At 61.2% G+C, this 15,123-nt stretch carries 15 protein-coding genes and 1 tRNA gene; 7 read left to right on the top strand and 9 right to left on the bottom strand.

The annotated features are described in order from the left end of the window. Nucleotides 1-63 precede the first annotated feature (63 nt). Nucleotides 64-1,176 (top strand): cupin domain-containing protein, encoded by a 1,113-nt coding sequence (locus BLW11_RS14575; protein ID WP_048358091.1) that lies wholly within the window; start codon nt 64-66, stop codon nt 1,174-1,176. Between the two features lie 267 nt (nt 1,177-1,443). Here BLW11_RS14575 and BLW11_RS14580 read toward each other — a convergent pair whose 3' ends face one another. After that, on the bottom strand, nt 1,444-1,980 hold the full coding sequence (locus tag BLW11_RS14580; RefSeq protein WP_048358090.1) for a P-loop NTPase family protein: 537 nt from the start codon (nt 1,978-1,980) through the stop codon (nt 1,444-1,446). A 101-nt stretch (nt 1,981-2,081) separates the two neighbouring features. Here BLW11_RS14580 and BLW11_RS14585 point away from each other — a divergent pair, with 101 nt between their 5' ends. From BLW11_RS14585 to BLW11_RS14600, 4 genes are all read left to right on the top strand, one after another. Continuing rightward, complete coding sequence (locus BLW11_RS14585; RefSeq protein WP_074836806.1) at nt 2,082-2,567, top strand: GNAT family N-acetyltransferase; 486 nt, start codon at nt 2,082-2,084, stop codon at nt 2,565-2,567. Between the two features lie 267 nt (nt 2,568-2,834). Then, nucleotides 2,835-3,392, top strand: a complete 558-nt coding sequence (locus tag BLW11_RS14590) for a helix-turn-helix domain-containing protein (protein WP_048358089.1) — start codon at nt 2,835-2,837, stop codon at nt 3,390-3,392. Nucleotides 3,393-3,414: 22 nt separating this feature from the next. Beyond that, a complete protein-coding gene (locus tag BLW11_RS14595) occupies nt 3,415-4,761 on the top strand; it encodes a glutamine synthetase family protein (protein ID WP_048358088.1) in 1,347 nt (448 codons plus the stop codon). A 244-nt stretch (nt 4,762-5,005) separates the two neighbouring features. Further along, nucleotides 5,006-5,080: transfer RNA gene (locus BLW11_RS14600), tRNA-Gln, on the top strand. A 120-nt stretch (nt 5,081-5,200) separates the two neighbouring features. Here BLW11_RS14600 and BLW11_RS14605 read toward each other — a convergent pair. From BLW11_RS14605 to BLW11_RS14615, 3 genes are all read right to left on the bottom strand, one after another. Further along, nucleotides 5,201-5,452 carry a Pathogenicity locus gene (locus BLW11_RS14605; protein WP_048358087.1) on the bottom strand — a complete coding sequence of 84 codons (252 nt, stop codon included), beginning with the start codon at nt 5,450-5,452 and terminating at the stop codon, nt 5,201-5,203. A gap of 91 nt (nt 5,453-5,543) precedes the next feature. After that, the gene (locus BLW11_RS14610) at nt 5,544-6,401 is read right to left on the bottom strand and encodes a GNAT family N-acetyltransferase (protein ID WP_048358086.1); all 858 of its coding nucleotides are present in this window, start codon (nt 6,399-6,401) and stop codon (nt 5,544-5,546) included. A 70-nt stretch (nt 6,402-6,471) separates the two neighbouring features. Continuing rightward, nucleotides 6,472-7,176 carry a murein L,D-transpeptidase catalytic domain family protein gene (locus BLW11_RS14615; protein WP_048358085.1) on the bottom strand — a complete coding sequence of 235 codons (705 nt, stop codon included), beginning with the start codon at nt 7,174-7,176 and terminating at the stop codon, nt 6,472-6,474. A 143-nt stretch (nt 7,177-7,319) separates the two neighbouring features. On the opposite strand from BLW11_RS14615, the gene BLW11_RS14620 reads away from it, so the two are divergent. Together BLW11_RS14620 and BLW11_RS14625 are read left to right on the top strand one after the other, a co-directional pair. Then, nucleotides 7,320-8,879, top strand: a complete 1,560-nt coding sequence (locus BLW11_RS14620; RefSeq protein ID WP_048358084.1) for a L,D-transpeptidase family protein — start codon at nt 7,320-7,322, stop codon at nt 8,877-8,879. A gap of 124 nt (nt 8,880-9,003) precedes the next feature. Continuing rightward, nucleotides 9,004-10,083, top strand: coding sequence for an NAD(P)H-dependent flavin oxidoreductase (locus tag BLW11_RS14625; protein WP_048358083.1), 1,080 nt, complete (start codon nt 9,004-9,006; stop codon nt 10,081-10,083). Here the strand turns inward: BLW11_RS14625 and BLW11_RS14630 are convergent. From BLW11_RS14630 to BLW11_RS14650, 5 genes are all read right to left on the bottom strand, one after another. Continuing rightward, nucleotides 10,056-11,369 (bottom strand): spinster family MFS transporter, encoded by a 1,314-nt coding sequence (locus tag BLW11_RS14630; RefSeq protein WP_048358082.1) that lies wholly within the window; start codon nt 11,367-11,369, stop codon nt 10,056-10,058. The two genes, BLW11_RS14625 and BLW11_RS14630, sit on opposite strands and share 28 nt — an antisense overlap. 71 nt (nt 11,370-11,440) lie before the next feature. Then, entirely contained in the window at nt 11,441-12,463 is a 1,023-nt protein-coding gene (gene dmpG / locus BLW11_RS14635) for a 4-hydroxy-2-oxovalerate aldolase (protein ID WP_048358081.1), read from the bottom strand. Between the two features lie 10 nt (nt 12,464-12,473). Next, nucleotides 12,474-13,403 (bottom strand): acetaldehyde dehydrogenase (acetylating), encoded by a 930-nt coding sequence (locus tag BLW11_RS14640; protein ID WP_048358080.1) that lies wholly within the window; start codon nt 13,401-13,403, stop codon nt 12,474-12,476. 21 nt (nt 13,404-13,424) lie between these two features. Beyond that, nucleotides 13,425-14,216 carry a fumarylacetoacetate hydrolase family protein gene (locus tag BLW11_RS14645; RefSeq protein WP_048358079.1) on the bottom strand — a complete coding sequence of 264 codons (792 nt, stop codon included), beginning with the start codon at nt 14,214-14,216 and terminating at the stop codon, nt 13,425-13,427. 118 nt (nt 14,217-14,334) lie between these two features. After that, nucleotides 14,335-15,108 (bottom strand): glucose 1-dehydrogenase, encoded by a 774-nt coding sequence (locus BLW11_RS14650; protein ID WP_048358078.1) that lies wholly within the window; start codon nt 15,106-15,108, stop codon nt 14,335-14,337. Between the last annotated feature and the right edge of the window lie 15 nt (nt 15,109-15,123).

Consider the following 15,123-nt stretch of genomic DNA (forward strand, 5'->3'; position numbering starts at 1 on the left):
GTGGACTTTTGGCCTTGAACCGGGTCCCCGCATCGCCACCTAATTGAATGAGAATTCGCAGTCATGTCCAAACCTGACGCAGTTGAGCCGGCCACCGTTCACAACGCCATGAACCCAGATGAGACCCCGGAGTTGCGCCAACTCTATGCCGATTTCGAAGCGGGACACATGATGCCGTTGTGGACGCAGATCGGTAACCTGATGCCCAAACATCCCATGCCGCGCGCCGTACCACATATCTGGAAATGGTCCGATCTGTATCCCTTGGCCAAGCGCTCCGGTGATCTGGTGCCGGTCGGTCGTGGCGGTGAGCGCCGGGCCATTGGCCTTGGCAATCCGGGTCTCGAGGGTCGCCCCTACATCAGCCCGACCTTGTGGTGTGCCATCCAGTACTTGGGCCCGCGGGAAACAGCCCCCGAACATCGCCACGCGCAGAATGCATTCCGCTTCGTGATCGAAGGTGAGGGTGTCTGGACCGTGGTCAATGGCGACCCGGTACGCATGAGCCGTGGCGACTTGTTGTTGACGCCGGGCTGGAACTTTCACGGCCATCAGAATGTGACCGACAAACCCATGGCCTGGATAGACGGCTTGGACATCCCGTTCTCTTACCAGAACGATGTCGGTTTCTTTGAATTTGGCTCGGAAAAGCTTACCGATATCACCACGCCGCAATACTCGCGAGGCGAACGCCTGTGGTGTCATCCGGGCCTGCGACCGTTGTCCGGCCTTGCGAACACCGTCAGCTCGCCCATTGGAGCCTATCGTTGGGAGCACACTGATCGCGCCCTCGCTGAGCAATTGAAACTTGAAGAGGAGGGCTATCCCGGTGTCCTGGAAAAAGGTCATGCGGCAGTGCGCTTCGTCAACCCGACCACCGGGGGCGACATCATGTCCACCCTACGCGCCGAGTTTCATCGTCTGCGCGCTGGCGCGGTGTCAGCAGAGCGTCGAGAAGTGGGCTCGCGGGTCTTTCAGGTTTTCGAGGGCAAGGGGTGTGTCGTACTGGATGGTGTAAGCCGCATCCTGGAAAAAGGTGACCTGTTCGTCATTCCATCCTGGATCAGTTGGTCGCTGCAGGCTGAAAGCCAATTCGACCTGTTCAGCTTTTCGGACGCACCAATCATGGAGCGACTGAATTTTGACCGCACGATGATCAACGGCCAATTGAGCTGATGGATCTACCCGGATCGGTTCGCTGCTGAAGAGCACTCCTGCACTGAGGCCCGCGGGGCCTTACAGGCGAGGGCAGCCTTCAGCAGCTGTTACATATCCATGGCCGCTTTGGATTTTGTGACCGGTTGAATCCACAGTCAGAAGTGCCCACCCAACATCCAATGTCTGCCCTGAATCGCCCCGGGTTTCGCAGATACCTCTTTGCCTTGAACTGAGGCCACTCAGGAGGTGCCATGAGCAACCCGTGCTACCCCTGAAAATTCAGAATCACGAGCTGGCCTGAAGGCCAGTTTCAGGCCGTACAGCCAAACTTTCGACAAATGCAGCAACCTGCCGGGTGCGCCGCAGGTGCACTGTCGGTACCTGCGGGCCTATGGCCAGGCGTGCTGCTTCGATGCCGGGGCGATAGCCGCGGTCGAAGTTCCACACGAAGCTCAGGAACTCCCGGTCGAGCTTGTTTGCACAGCCCGCCGCCATATCCGGGCGAGTGCGGTTCATTACGTGGCGCTTGAGCACCCGGGTGAAGCAGGTGAGCCGGGGCGTATCGAGCCAGATAACCAGGTCGGCACGTGGCAGGCGAAGGTCGAAGGTGCGGCGGGCATAGTTGCCTTCACACACCCAGGCATCCGCCGTGATTGCTTCGCTGACCCTCGAGCGAAATTGCTCCGCCTCGGGCTCGACCCAGCCGGGCTCCCAGAATAGGGTGTCCAGGTGCACCACGGGCAGGTTCAGGCGTTTGCCGATGGCCCGGGCGAGGGTGGATTTGCCGCTACCGGCATTGCCCAGAATTACAATCCGTTGCATGTAGACTTTCCAGTCGAGAAAAAAGCCGGCAATTGTGCCGGTTTTGCAGGGCCAGTTATAGGGGCCAGGCGTGCTCGTGTTCACTATTAATCAGGACGCATATGGATATCAGACTCGCTCAAGAACAGGACTGGATGCTGTTGAAGCAGGTCCGCCTGGCTGCGCTGCTGGACGCGCCGACAGCGTTTGGTGTCAGTTACCAAGCGGCCGCTGACTACACGGACGCGCAATGGATGCAGCGCGCTGCGTCAGAGACAGGGACCCGGTTCTGGCTGGCCATCAAGGACGGTCTGCCGCTGGGCATGATCGGTGCCGGGGTGAGCGGGGCTAATCGATTCAACTTGATCGGCATGTGGGTTGCCCCGGCCTTGCGAGGCTCTGGCGTGGCCAGCCGACTGGTGGGCGCGGTGAAGTCCTGTGCGTTGGAGCAAGGCTACGAGCAGGTATATCTGGACGTAGCCCCGGACAACGCGCGGGCCGCCAGCTTCTATCTGAAGCAGGGCTTCAACTTCGTGGATGAGTGGGAACCTTTGCAAAGCCATCCCCACATCATGGTCCAGACAATGCTCTGGGCTGCACGCCGTTAAACGGCTGGCGGAGTCATCCGTCGCTACTGGAACACCGGGGTGTTGATGGGCGGGGAATGAAAATTAACCTTGCGGCCGTGAAATTTAAGATGTAGTTTTTCATGAAATTATAAATTAATAATTTCATGGCGCCCCGGATGTTCACGCAGTTCACAACCGATACCCCCCGTGTGCCGGTATACCTTCGCCGCTCTCCGACGCTGGCAGTCAGGGAAGACCAGGGGCTGCGTGTCAGCATTTGAACAGTCATTTTTCGGATTTCGCGCCATGAACAAGCAAGAAGAAATCGCCGCCCTGGCGATCCTTATTCACGACCTGCGCAAGCACAAGAAATACACCTTGAAAGAGCTGGCCGACAAAATCGGCCGCTCGGTGGGGTTTCTGTCCCAGGTTGAGCGTGGCCTGTCACAGCCTACCGTGGCTGATTTGACGGCCATCAGCGAAACCCTGGATGTGCCGACCACCTACTTCTACAACCTGCCCAAACCCAAACAGTTGCCCTGGGTGACGCGCCCGGACGAGCGCCGCACGTTGTACTTCGCCAACGGGATTACCGACATTCTGGTATCGCCGAAAATCCGGGCTTCGTTCTCCATGCTCGAAAGCCTGCTGGAGGCGGGTGCCAGCAGTGGCGACCGGCACATGACCGATAGCTCGGAGCAGGGCGGGTATGTGCTCGAAGGCCAATTGACGCTGTGGCTGGGTGACGACGATGAGCCGGTCACTTTGAGCGCCGGGGACAGTTTCCAGTTTGACAGCCACACCCGCTGCCGTTACGCCAACCAGACAGAGCAGCTCACGCGAGTGCTCTGGGTCTACACCTGAATAACAAAAAAGGAATCACATGATGGATGCCGTCTGCTCTGATTTGCTGGCCGAAGTGCGTGCCTTTCGCCAACGCAACCCCGAGGTGCGTTATGTCGACCTGATATCCTTGGACATCCCCGGGCATTTTTATGGCAAGCGCTACCCCATCGACATGCTGGAAAAAGTGGCGGCGGGCAGCGTGCTCAAGTTGCCGCAAAACTGTGTGCTGCTGGGTGTGCAGGGCGGGCTGTTCAAGATTGGCGATTATTGCTTCAACGACGGCGACCCCGATGCCGTAAGGCGTCTGGTGGCGGGTACGCTCAAGCCGGTGACCTGGGAAGACAAGCCGCTGGGCCAAATGCTGATTACGTCGGACGGCACCGAACAGCCGATTGTGTTTGAGCCCCGTGAAGTCCTGGCCCAGGTGCTGGCCCGCCTGGCGCGCAAAGGCATTCACCCGGTGGTGGCGTTCGAGCTGGAGTTCTATCTGTTTGATAAACAGTTGCGTGAGGGTTTGCCGCAGTTCCCCCGTGACCCGCTGAGCGACGATGCTGACGACCAGCCCAATATGCATATCGAGCGTTTGTCACGATTCTCACCGGTGCTCGATGACATGGTCGACGCGGCTCAAACCCAGGGGATCGACGCCACGGTAATCACCGCGGAGCTCGGCCCCGGTCAGTTTGAAATCAATTTTGGTCATCTCGACGACGGTTTGCGTGCCGCTGACTGGGCGGCCCTGTTCTGCCGCAGCACCCGCGGGGTTGCCCTCAAGCATGGTTATCGCGCCAGCTTTATGGCCAAGCCTTACCTGCAGCACCCGGGCAGCGGCATGCATGTGCATGTCAGCCTGTACGACGGGGCTGGCAACAATCTGTTGGCGGCGCAACAGCAACAACCGCTGCGACACGCCATTGCGGGTTGCCTGGAGTTGCTGCCGGCGTGCATGCCGATTTTTGCCCCTAACCACAATTCGTTTCGCCGATTGGGGGGCACGACCAATATCGCCACCCAGGCGAGCTGGGGTTATGAGGATCGGGATGCCTGTCTGCGCATTCCTGATTCGGACGCAAAAAACCTGCGCATCGAATATCGCCTGGCGGGCGCCGATGCCAACCCTTATCTGGTGCTGGCGGCGATTCTGGTGGGGCTGGAGCACGGGCTTGAGGCGGGCAAGGAGCCGATCCTGCCACTGAACGAAGACCGCAACAGTGGCATCGGCTTCCCGCTGGACATGCTGCAGGCGGTTCTGGCAATGCAGCATCAGCCAGAACTGCGCGAAGGCCTGGGTGCCGAGTTTGTCGACGTGTACTGCGAGAACAAGCGTCAGGACCATCTGGCATTTATGCAAGAGATCAGCGCCCGCGAGTACCGCTGGTTTATTTGAGCACCGTGTTACTGAAGGCCAGCATCAGGTCCTCGGCGAGGGCCTGATGGGCGCAAATACTTATGATCAGCACTAAGTAGCTGTTTTTGAATAAATTTATTTAAAAAGTGCTTCCCCAATCCAAAGAGTGTTGGTATATTTGCGCCCGTTCTTGCAGCGAACCCTAACCGGCTCGCAGCGAATGGCAACATTCGCAGGCTGCAAGCAGCAGTACAGAGTGCCAGGCACTCATCGCAACAGATACAGGGGCGTCGCCAAGCGGTAAGGCAGCAGGTTTTGATCCTGCCATGCGTTGGTTCGAATCCAGCCGCCCCTGCCATTTTCCAGTTTCAACTCGCTTCACCAGGCATGACGCCATCTGCGTCACTCGCCCATCCCACCGATGACATCCCTGACTGCTTTCTATCGACAGATTGAGCGATCACGCCTGCCCGTACTTCTAGCCGGTTGTGCTCAGATGAGCGTCCTTTGCAAACTCAATGGCCGTGTTAATCGCAGCCCTGGCCTGAGGGCTGTTCTTCCAGCACGTCGATCCCGTTGCTGCCGATGCCTGAGCCAGGATGTCGCTTGTACTCGCCTGGCTGAGCACGGCCAGCGAGTCAATGCCCATCTGCTCAAGACGGGCGATCACGGTCGGGCCTACGCCCTTGAGGGCCAGCAAGGCATTGTGTTCTGTCTGTGAAAACGGCATCCCTGAACTCCTGTTATCGGTCAATGCAACAGCGGAGTTTGCCCGAGCGGAGAGGGCTCCTCAACAGGAGCCTGAACATCCCTTTACACGGTCAACCCATCGCCTGGGAAATCAGCGCGAACTGACGCACATCCCCGCGGGGTTGTGGGGGCGTGCCGAGTGCCATCTGGGTCACGCTGATCACGCATTCAAGCCCTGCCAGGCCCAGCCATTCACACAGGCCGCTGTCCACCGACACGTCGATGCGTACGAACTGGCCCGGGATCCGGGCGAGCAGAGCGGCTATCAGGTGCTTGGCCTGTTCCGGGTTTTGGGCAATGACCGGGCCGATACAGTGGCCGCGACCTGCGGTGCGTAGCAGGGCAAACGCTTGCAATTGTCCATCGCGCACGATGCCCGCCGAATGCACAACCGTGTCTTGCAGGTGGGAGAGTATGGCGTGGCGGTCCATGCCGCTGCCAGCGTTGGCCAGTGCGATCTGCCGGGGGAAATCCGCTGCGCCAAGGGTGCGGCACTCTTCATCCGGTGCCAGCGGTTCCAGGGCTACGGCCCCGGCAAGGCCCTGGCGCTGTTCAACCGTGCCGAATTCGACAAAGCCTTGAGTGGTGTAGAGCAGAGCCCCGGCGACAGTGGCATTGAGTATCGGGGTAGAGGCCGCGCACGCCGACAATGTGAGCTCCATCAACGCGCGGCCAATTCCCTGGCCCTGATAGTCAGGGTCGACAATCACCAGGCCAATGGTCGCGAACGCACCCTGAGGGCAGGCAAATGACGTACCGATCAGTTGCTCCCCCTCCAATGCCACAAACCCTTTAAATGAGCGTTGCATCAGGGCCCAGTCTTCCAGGCGATGGGGCCACTTCAGTCGCATCGACAGCTCGTGGGCGGCGGGTAAATCAGCGGGGGTCATCGGGCGATAAATACAGGCAATCGGGTGCTGCGCAGACATGGTGAATCTCCCTGAACATGTGTGCGCTTTCTACCGGTATTGCGCCTGCACTTTCAAGCCCTACGGTGCATCAGCTGCGCTTGGCCGATACGATGCTCGCTACCTGCCGTGGCTGGCAGTTCAGGTAAGCCGAGGATTGCAGCCAGCGTTTATCGGGGTACCAGGCGAACATGAACTGGCCGTCCTTGAGTTTATCGACCACCTGGCGCGCCACTTGCGGGCGTACGGCCGGGCAGCCGAGGCTGCGACCGATACGGCCCTGGCTCTTGCTCCATTGCGGGTTCACGTAATCGGCGGCGTGGATCACGATCGCACGTTCGCGCGCCTGGTCATTGATGCCCGGTTCCAGGCCGTCCATGCGCAACGAGTAGCCATGGGCGCCCTCGTAGCTTTCCTGGGTGCTGAACAGACCCAGGCTGGACTGGTTGCTGCCTTCGCTGTTGGAAAAACTGGTGGCAAAGTTTTCACCGGATTTTTTACCGTGGGCCACCAGATCGCGCAGAACCAACGTCTGCTGGCGCAGGTCAAAGATCCAGAGACGGCGAGCAGTTGACGGCAGCGAGTAATCGATTACAGCCAGATGCCGGGCGGGTTTTACTCCGTTGTTGACCGCGCACTGCATGGCGCTCAGGGCGCCTTTGAGGGCTTGGGGGTTGAGTTCGGGGGCGGCATGGCCGAGCGTGTTGAGCAGTAACGGGTTGGCGGCGTAAGCAGTGCTACAGGTTGCACTCAGTGCGATGGCTGCCAGGCAAAAGCGGCGTAAAAATTTAAGCATGAGGAGCGGTTTCTCGTGTTGTCAGACCAGCAATCCAGCGCCGATAACTTGGCGGTCCTGTTTTAGATGCTAGCCTGTGGGTTTGCCGTGACTGCTGATTCAGTTGACCTTCCAGGTGACGGCCATTGATTGGAGTTAAGCAGTTGTTCAAAAAACGCGCATTTTACTTGAGCATTGCCTTACTGACTGCGCCACTGGTCGCTGTAGCCGATTCCTTACAGGTCGATGCCGTAAACCCGGTGCAACAGGCACTCACGCAACTGCCCCAGACCTGCCCTGGCCTGGCCCCCGGGGTCAATGAGCCCGCGCTTCGATTGCTGCAGGGTTTTTATCAGGAGCAGGGCAATCAGCCGGTATGGTCGGTCAACGGGCGCTTGAGCGCCTTGCAAACGGCGCTGGCGCAACTGGCTGATGACGGTCTTGACCCTCGCGACTATACGTTGCCTTCAGCCCGTGACCTGTGTGCCGACATCCAGATCAGCCAGCAGTACCTGCAAGCGCTGCAGGACCTGCATTACGGTCGCCTGCAACAGTCACGCTTCGAGCCGGTCTGGCATGCCAGCGAGGTGCCGCAAGACCGTCAGGCCGAGGTCCTGGCCTTTGCTGGCCCGGGGCTGCAGGACGTGGCGCGGGCCTTCGAAAGGGCGCGTCCGCAAAATGAGCTGTATCAAAACCTGCGCCGGGTGTACGCGCACCAGCGTCAGCAGCCGTTGCCTCAATGGCAACCGCTGGCCAGCGGCCCCTTGCTGCGTCCCGGGATGCAGGATGCGCGGGTTCCCGAACTGGCCAAGCGGTTGGCCAGCGAGGGCTACCTGAGCCATCAGCCGGCGATCGTCGATCACCACTACAGCAATGAGCTGGCGGCAGCGGTGAAGAGTTTTCAGCTCGATCACTCGTTGCAGGCCGATGGCGTGATCGGGCCGGGCACCTTGAAAGAGCTGAACGTCACCCCGGCGCAGCGACGTGAACAACTGCGCATCAACCTGGAGCGTTTTCGCTGGATGGCCCGGGACCTTGAGCCCACCAGTTTGCTGGTTAATGTACCGGCCGCGCAGCTGACCGTTTACAAGAACGGCGTGCCGGTATGGCAGACCCGCACCCAGGTGGGGCGCGCCGAACGCCAGACCCCGTTGCTCAAATCCCGGGTCAACCGGCTGACGCTCAACCCGACCTGGACCATCCCGCCGACCATTTTTCGCGAAGATAAACTGCCGCAGATCCGTCGTGACCAGTCCTACCTGAGCCGGCAGAACCTGCAGGTTCTGGACAGCAACGGCCAGCCCCTGGCGGCCCAGGACATCGACTGGGACCGCCCGGGCAATATTTTGCTGCGTCAGGGGGCCGGGCCGAAAAACCCCCTTGGCCGGATCGCCATCCGCTTCCCCAACCCGTTTTCGGTGTACCTGCACGACACCCCTAGCCAGGCCTTGTTCAGCAAAGGCCCGCGTGCTTTCAGCTCGGGCTGCGTGCGGGTCGAGTCGGTGTTCGAGCTGAGGGACTTGCTGGTGACCCCGGCCGAGAAAGCGCGTACCGAGGAGTTGCTGGGTACAGGGCTGACCCACGAGTTCAGGCTGTCCAGCCCGACGCCGATCCTGATGACCTACTGGACGGCGCAGGCGAACAAGGACGGCAAAGTAACGTATGCGCCGGATATCTACGACCATGACCCGGCATTGATCGCGGCACTGGCCAGTAAAAAATAACCCTGGGCGCCTGCAATCGTTGTCGCCGTCAAGGCGCGCAGCCGATCACAGGCTCAATGCGCTCCTTGGCGGCGACAGAAACGGTTTAGTATCCACCCCTCGATTATTGACCGTGAGAGTCCTCATGACCTGCTGGCCCGATTCTCGTTTTATCGATTTGTTGAATATCACTCACCCCATCATCCAGGCGCCCATGCTGGGTGCCGGAGCAGAGGTCATGATCGGTGTGGCGAATGCCGGAGGTCTGGGCTCATTGGCGTGTGCCACGCTGACTCTGGAATCGATCCGCACCGAAGTGGCGGTATTTCGTGCCGCGTGCGATCAACCCCTGAATCTGAACTTCTTCTGCCATCAACCTCCCGAGTACGACGAAGCCGCAGCCTTGCAGTGGAAGTCGCTGTTCAAACCCTATTACACCGAGCTTGGCGCCGATTATGACGCGCCGACCCCGGTGTCAAGCCGTGCACCTTTTGATGAGGCCACCTGCGCGCTGGTCGAAGAATTGCGCCCCGAAGTGGTCAGTTTTCACTTCGCCCTGCCGGCCCCCGAGCTGGTGGCGCGGGTCAAGGCCTGCGGTGCCAAGGTGCTCAGTTCTGCCACCACCGTGGAAGAAGCCCGGTGGCTGGAACGCAATGGCTGTGACGCAATCATCGCCATGGGCTACGAGGCCGGTGGGCATCGGGCAATGTTTTTAAGCCGCGAACTGACTACCCAGATCGGCACCTTTGCCCTGGTGCCACAGATCGTTGATGCGGTATCCGTGCCGGTGATTGCCGCAGGCGGGATTGCCGATGCGCGGGGCATCGCCGCTGCGTTTGCACTGGGCGCCAGTGCTGTGCAAATCGGCACCGCGTACCTGTTTTGTGCCGAGGCCACCATCACCCAGCCCCACCACCGGGCCCTGCGTGAAGCCAGCGCCAGCCAAACAGCGTTGACCAACCTGTTTACTGGCCGCCCGGCCCGCGGCATCGTCAACCGGGTGATGCGCGAACTGGGCCCGATCAACCCCTTGGCGCCGGCCTTTCCGTTGGCGGGCGGGGTGCTGCTGCCCTTGAAGGCCAAGTCCGAGGGCAGCGGCGATTTCATCAACCTGTGGGCCGGTCAGGCATTCCCCCTTAGCCCGGGACGCACGGCGAACCTGTCGTCCTATGAACTGACCCGCAAATTTGTCGATGACTACACCGCGCGTTCTGCATGCACATAACGGGTTTGCGCGGCATGGCTGGAGGTGCGGATCAGTAGCACGATCGCACCCAGCACCGGCAAGCTCACCAGCAGTAGCGCATAGCGCAGCGACTCAACGCCGAAGGCCGGGAGCAGCGCATCGCTGAACAGACCGGCCAGCAGCGGCCCGACGCCAACCCCCAGCAGGGTTGAAATGATGGTCTGCAAGGCCATTGCCGTGCCCCGGCGGTTGGCCGGGACCAGTTGCGTGACCAGGTTGTACGACGGCGCCACCCACCACACCACAAAAAAACTGTAGAACGCGCACCACAGCATCGAGCTGGGGATTGGCACGCCGCCCAGTTGCGCCCACACCGTGTTGGGCCACAGCAAGTAGGCGAACAGCGCACTGATGGCTGCCACGTGGCCGATCACCGGTATTCCCACCTGCCAGTGCGGGTTGCGCGGTGTCAGGTGGTCGCTCAGCCAGCCGCTGAACAACGCGCCGATCCCGGCAAAACCACCGCAGATAAACCCGGCCAACAGCCCGGCATGTTGCAGCGACAAACCGTGGGAGCGCACCAGAAAACTGGTGTTCCACATGCCGATCGCATACGAGCTCAGAGTGGTCAGGCCGCCGGCCATGATCAGGCAGCGGTAGGCGGGCAGGGCCCAGAGCTTGCGCGCTTCACTGCCCAGGCTTTGCAATGGATGGGCCGCATGGGCGCTGGCCAGATCCCAGCGACCCCGGGCCGGGTCTTTCGCGACAAAGGCCAGCACCGTGGAAAACAGCAGCGCGGGCATGCCGATCACGATAAACGCCGTGCGCCAGCCATAGTGTTCCACCACCCAGGCGCCCAGGCTGAGGCCGATCACCGCCGAAAAAGTCGGTGCGGCCGTGAAGCAGCTGATGGCAAACGAGCGCCGGTGCGGGGGGTACAGATCGGCAATGATCGACATCGACGCCGAGGTGGTCGGCGATTCGCTCACCGCAACCGCCATACGCGCCACGGCCAGCATCCAGAAACTTACGGCCAGGCCGCAGAGCATGGTGGCCACGGCCCATAACAGGCAGGCCATTGCCAGCAGGCGGGTGCGCGACATGCGATCGGCCAGGCGCCCGGCGGGCAAGGCGAGCAGGGCGTAGACACCGGCAAACGCCAGGCCGGAAATCAGCCCCATTGCGGTATCACTGACCCCGAACTCAATTTTGATCGGCTCAATCATCACCGCCAGAATCTGGCGCCCGACAAAGTTGTCGGCAAATACGGCCGCCAGCAACAACAGCAAAGCGTGGCTGCGCCAGCCGACCTGAGCGTTGGACATAGATGATTTCCTGTCAGATAAAAACGCCAAAGGCGCTGACCCCGTCAGCGCCTCTGGCAAGGAGCAACGCCTCAGGCCCGCTGGCGGGCCAGGGTCATGGCGGTGTCTTCGATCATGTCTTCCTGACCACCGACCATGCCGCGTCGGCCCATTTCCACCAGAATCTCGCGCGCCGGCACGCCGTACTTCTTCTCGGCGCGCTTGGCGAACAGCAGGAACGAGCCATACACCCCGGCGTAACCCATGGTCAGGGCATCGCGGTCACTGCGGATCGGGAAGTCCATGATCGGCACCACCAGGTCCTCGGCCACGTCTTGAATGCCGAACACGCTGACCCCGGTTTCGATGCCCATGCGGTCACACACCGCCACCAGGATTTCCATCGGCGTGTTGCCCGCACCTGCGCCCAGCCCGGCCGCCGCCGCATCGATTCGCGTGGCCCCGGCTTCGATGGCCGCAATGGAGTTGGACACGCCCATCGACAGGTTGTGGTGGCCGTGAAAGCCGATCTCGGTGTCCGGGTGCAGGGCCGCACGCAAGGCCTCCACCCGGGCCTTGATGTCGTGGGGCAGCATGTAGCCGGCCGAGTCAGTGAGGTAGACGCAGTTGGCGCCGAAGCTCTCCATCAGCTTGCCTTGTTTGACCAGCCCTTCAGGGCTGTTCATGTGGGCCATCATCAGGAAACCCACCGTGTCCATGCCCAGCTTGCGGGCATAGGAGATGTGCTGTTCCGACACGTCGGCTTCGGTGCAGTGGGTGGCGACGCGGATCGTGTTGACCCCCAGCTCATACGCCATCTGCAGGTGATCCACGGTGCCGATGCCGGGCAGCAGCAGGGCCGATACCTTGGCTTGCTTCATCATCGGGATGACCGCCGACAGGTATTGCTCATCGGTGTGCGCCGGGAAGCCGTAGTTCACCGAGCTGCCGCCCAGGCCATCGCCGTGGGTGACTTCAATCAATGGCACGCCGGCAGCGTCCAGGCCACAGGCGATGTCTTTCATCTGTTGCAGGGTGATCTGGTGACGCTTGGGGTGCATGCCGTCGCGCAGGCACATGTCATGCACGGTGATTTTTTTGCCGCGAAGATCCATGGTCGGCTCCTTAAGCGAGGGCAGGTTGAGTGGCGGATGCCTTGAGTTGCAGTTCGCCCTTGAGGATTTCCTCGGCGAACATCTCGGCGGTGCGCGCAGCGGCAGCGGTCATGATGTCCAGATTGCCGGCGTACTTGGGCAGGTAGTCGCCCAGGCCTTCGACTTCCATGAAGATCGATACCCGGTTGCCGTCAAACACCGGGCCATTGACCAGCTTGTAGCCCGGCACGTACTGCTGCACCTGCTCGATCATGTTGGCAATGGCCAGGGTGATCGCGGCTTGATCCGGCTCGGTTTCGGTCAGGCAATGCACGGTGTCGCGCATGATCAGCGGCGGTTCGGCCGGGTTGACGATGATGATCGCCTTGCCTTTTTTAGCACCGCCTACCTGCTCGATGGCGCTGGCGGTGGTGCGGGTGAACTCGTCGATATTCTTGCGCGTACCCGGGCCGACCGACTTGGAGGCGGCGGTGGCAACGATCTCGGCATACGCCACCGGTTGCACGCTGGACACGGCGGCCACCAGCGGAATCGTCGCCTGGCCACCGCAGGTGACCATATTGACGTTCATCGCGCCGCGCTTGAGGTTGGCCTTGAGGTTAACCGGCGGTACACAGTACGGGCCGATGGCGGCGGGCGTCAGGTCGATCATCAGCACGCCCAGCTCATTGAGCTTGCGGCTGTTTTCGGCGTGGACGTAAGCCGACGTGGCATCGAAAGCAATCTGGATGTTGTCCGCCAGCACATGAGGCAACAGCCCGTCGACCCCGTCACTGGTGGTCTTGAGGCCCATCTCGCGGGCGCGGCCAAGGCCTTCGGACGTGGCGTCGATGCCCACCATCCATACCGGCTCCAGCACGTCGCTGCGCAGCAATTTATAGAGCAGGTCGGTGCCGATATTGCCCGGCCCGATGACGGCGCATTTGATCTTTTTGTTCATGGGAAAGGTCTCGAACGGGGTTTAGGACACGAAGCGCAGCCGGGCCGAGCCCAGACCGCTGAGGGTCAGGCTGACCTCATCACCGGGTTGCACGGGCACCAGCGGCGCCAGGGCACCGGAAAGGATGATTTCACCCTTGCGAAACGGAATGTCGAACTTGCCCAGGGTGTTGGCCAGCCAGGCCACGGCTTCACACGGATGGCCCTGTACGGCCGAGCCAAAGCCGTTACCGGCCGGTTGGCCGTTTTTGAGCAGGTGCAACTCGACCTTGGCCAGGTCCAGTTCACGGGGGTTGATGCGTTGTTCACCCAACGCGAACACGCCACACGAAGCGTTGTCGGCCACGGTGTCCTGAATGCGGATTTTCCAGTCGGCGATACGCGAGTCGACAATCTCGAAGCACGGCACCACCCAAAGACTGGCGGCCATGACGTCCTCGGCAGTGATGCCGGGGCCGTGCAAGTCTTCGCCCAGAATGAAGGCGATCTCGCCCTCGGCGCGGGGCTGAACCAACTGGTGGGCACTGAAGCTCACGTCGCTGTTGTCGGCGACCTGCATGCGGTCGGTCAAAAAACCGAAATCGGGCTGATGCACATCGAGCATTTCCTGCACGGCACGACTGGTGACACCGATCTTTTTGCCGATCACCTGTTCGCCCAGGGCTTCACGTCGCTGCAAAAAACGCAGGGAGATCCGGTAGGCCGTTTCCAGGGTCAGGTCCGGGTAACGCTGGGTCAGCGGCTGCACACTGCGGCGCTCGCGCAGCGCGTGAAACAGCTCGTCGCCCATGGCTTCAATCAACTGTGTGTCCATTAATACGCTCTCTTAAAGCCAGATCCCGGTGAGGGCTCTGCAGAAAATCCCGTGTGGGAGCGAGCCAGCTCGCGAACGAGCTTCGCGAGCAGGCTCGCTCCCACGGTTTAGTCTTGGCTCAGCCCGGCCACACGCTCGATTCAGCGCCGCCATCCACTTCCAGAATCTTGCCGGTGACCCAGCGCGAAGCCGGGGTGGCGAGGTACAGCGCAGCGGCGGCAATGTCTTCGACTTCGCCCAGGCTTTGCAGCGGGGTGGCCTTGATCATGCCTTCGCGCATCGCCACCGGCAGGACGCGGTTCAGGGCGTCGGTCAGGACCGGGCCCGGAGCAATGGCGTTGACCCGCACCAGCGGCGCGAAATCCTGGGCCAGCAAACGGGTCATATGGCTCAGCGCGGCCTTGGCAGTGCCGTAGGCGCTGAACTGGGTTTGCGCATAACGCGCTGCGCCCGAGGTGATATTGATGACGTTGCCATTGCCCGCATCGCGCATGTGCGGCACGCACAGCTGGCACAGGTGATAGGCCGAAGACACGTTGAACCGCATGATCTCTTCAAAGCGCTCAACGCTCAGGGTCAGCGGATCGTTTGGGCCGGCGCCGCCGGCGTTGTTCACCAGGTGGGTGATGCGGCCCATCTGCTCACGGGCCTGGGCCACCAGCGCGCTGCGCTGTTCGGTGTCATTCACGTCGCAGCTCACGGCCAGGGCGCGACGTCCCAGGGCACGGACTTCTTCGGCCACCGCTTCAACATCGCCCAGGGTGCGGGCTGCCAGTACCACGTCGGCGCCCGCCTGGGCATAGGCAAGGGCGATCCCGCGGCCAATGCCGCGGCCGCCGCCCGTAATCACGGCCACGCTACCGGTCAGGTTGAAGCGCTCAATGATGTTCATAAATGATCCTTGTCC

It is taken from the genome of Pseudomonas deceptionensis, assembly GCF_900106095.1.
GTDB lineage: Bacteria > Pseudomonadota > Gammaproteobacteria > Pseudomonadales > Pseudomonadaceae > Aquipseudomonas > Aquipseudomonas deceptionensis.

Excerpts from the sequence above, each read along its gene's own strand:
- BLW11_RS14575 (WP_048358091.1), top strand. The coding sequence starts at position 64 with ATGTCCAAACCTGACGCAGTTGAGCCGGCCACCGTTCACAACGCCATG.
- BLW11_RS14580 (WP_048358090.1), bottom strand. The coding sequence starts at position 1,980 with ATGCAACGGATTGTAATTCTGGGCAATGCCGGTAGCGGCAAATCCACC.
- BLW11_RS14585 (WP_074836806.1), top strand. The coding sequence starts at position 2,082 with ATGGATATCAGACTCGCTCAAGAACAGGACTGGATGCTGTTGAAGCAG.
- BLW11_RS14590 (WP_048358089.1), top strand. The coding sequence starts at position 2,835 with ATGAACAAGCAAGAAGAAATCGCCGCCCTGGCGATCCTTATTCACGAC.
- BLW11_RS14595 (WP_048358088.1), top strand. The coding sequence starts at position 3,415 with ATGGATGCCGTCTGCTCTGATTTGCTGGCCGAAGTGCGTGCCTTTCGC.
- BLW11_RS14605 (WP_048358087.1), bottom strand. The coding sequence starts at position 5,452 with ATGCCGTTTTCACAGACAGAACACAATGCCTTGCTGGCCCTCAAGGGC.
- BLW11_RS14610 (WP_048358086.1), bottom strand. The coding sequence starts at position 6,401 with ATGTCTGCGCAGCACCCGATTGCCTGTATTTATCGCCCGATGACCCCC.
- BLW11_RS14615 (WP_048358085.1), bottom strand. The coding sequence starts at position 7,176 with ATGCTTAAATTTTTACGCCGCTTTTGCCTGGCAGCCATCGCACTGAGT.
- BLW11_RS14625 (WP_048358083.1), top strand. The coding sequence starts at position 9,004 with ATGACCTGCTGGCCCGATTCTCGTTTTATCGATTTGTTGAATATCACT.
- BLW11_RS14630 (WP_048358082.1), bottom strand. The coding sequence starts at position 11,369 with ATGTCCAACGCTCAGGTCGGCTGGCGCAGCCACGCTTTGCTGTTGTTG.
- dmpG (WP_048358081.1), bottom strand. The coding sequence starts at position 12,463 with ATGGATCTTCGCGGCAAAAAAATCACCGTGCATGACATGTGCCTGCGC.
- BLW11_RS14640 (WP_048358080.1), bottom strand. The coding sequence starts at position 13,403 with ATGAACAAAAAGATCAAATGCGCCGTCATCGGGCCGGGCAATATCGGC.
- BLW11_RS14645 (WP_048358079.1), bottom strand. The coding sequence starts at position 14,216 with ATGGACACACAGTTGATTGAAGCCATGGGCGACGAGCTGTTTCACGCG.
- BLW11_RS14650 (WP_048358078.1), bottom strand. The coding sequence starts at position 15,108 with ATGAACATCATTGAGCGCTTCAACCTGACCGGTAGCGTGGCCGTGATT.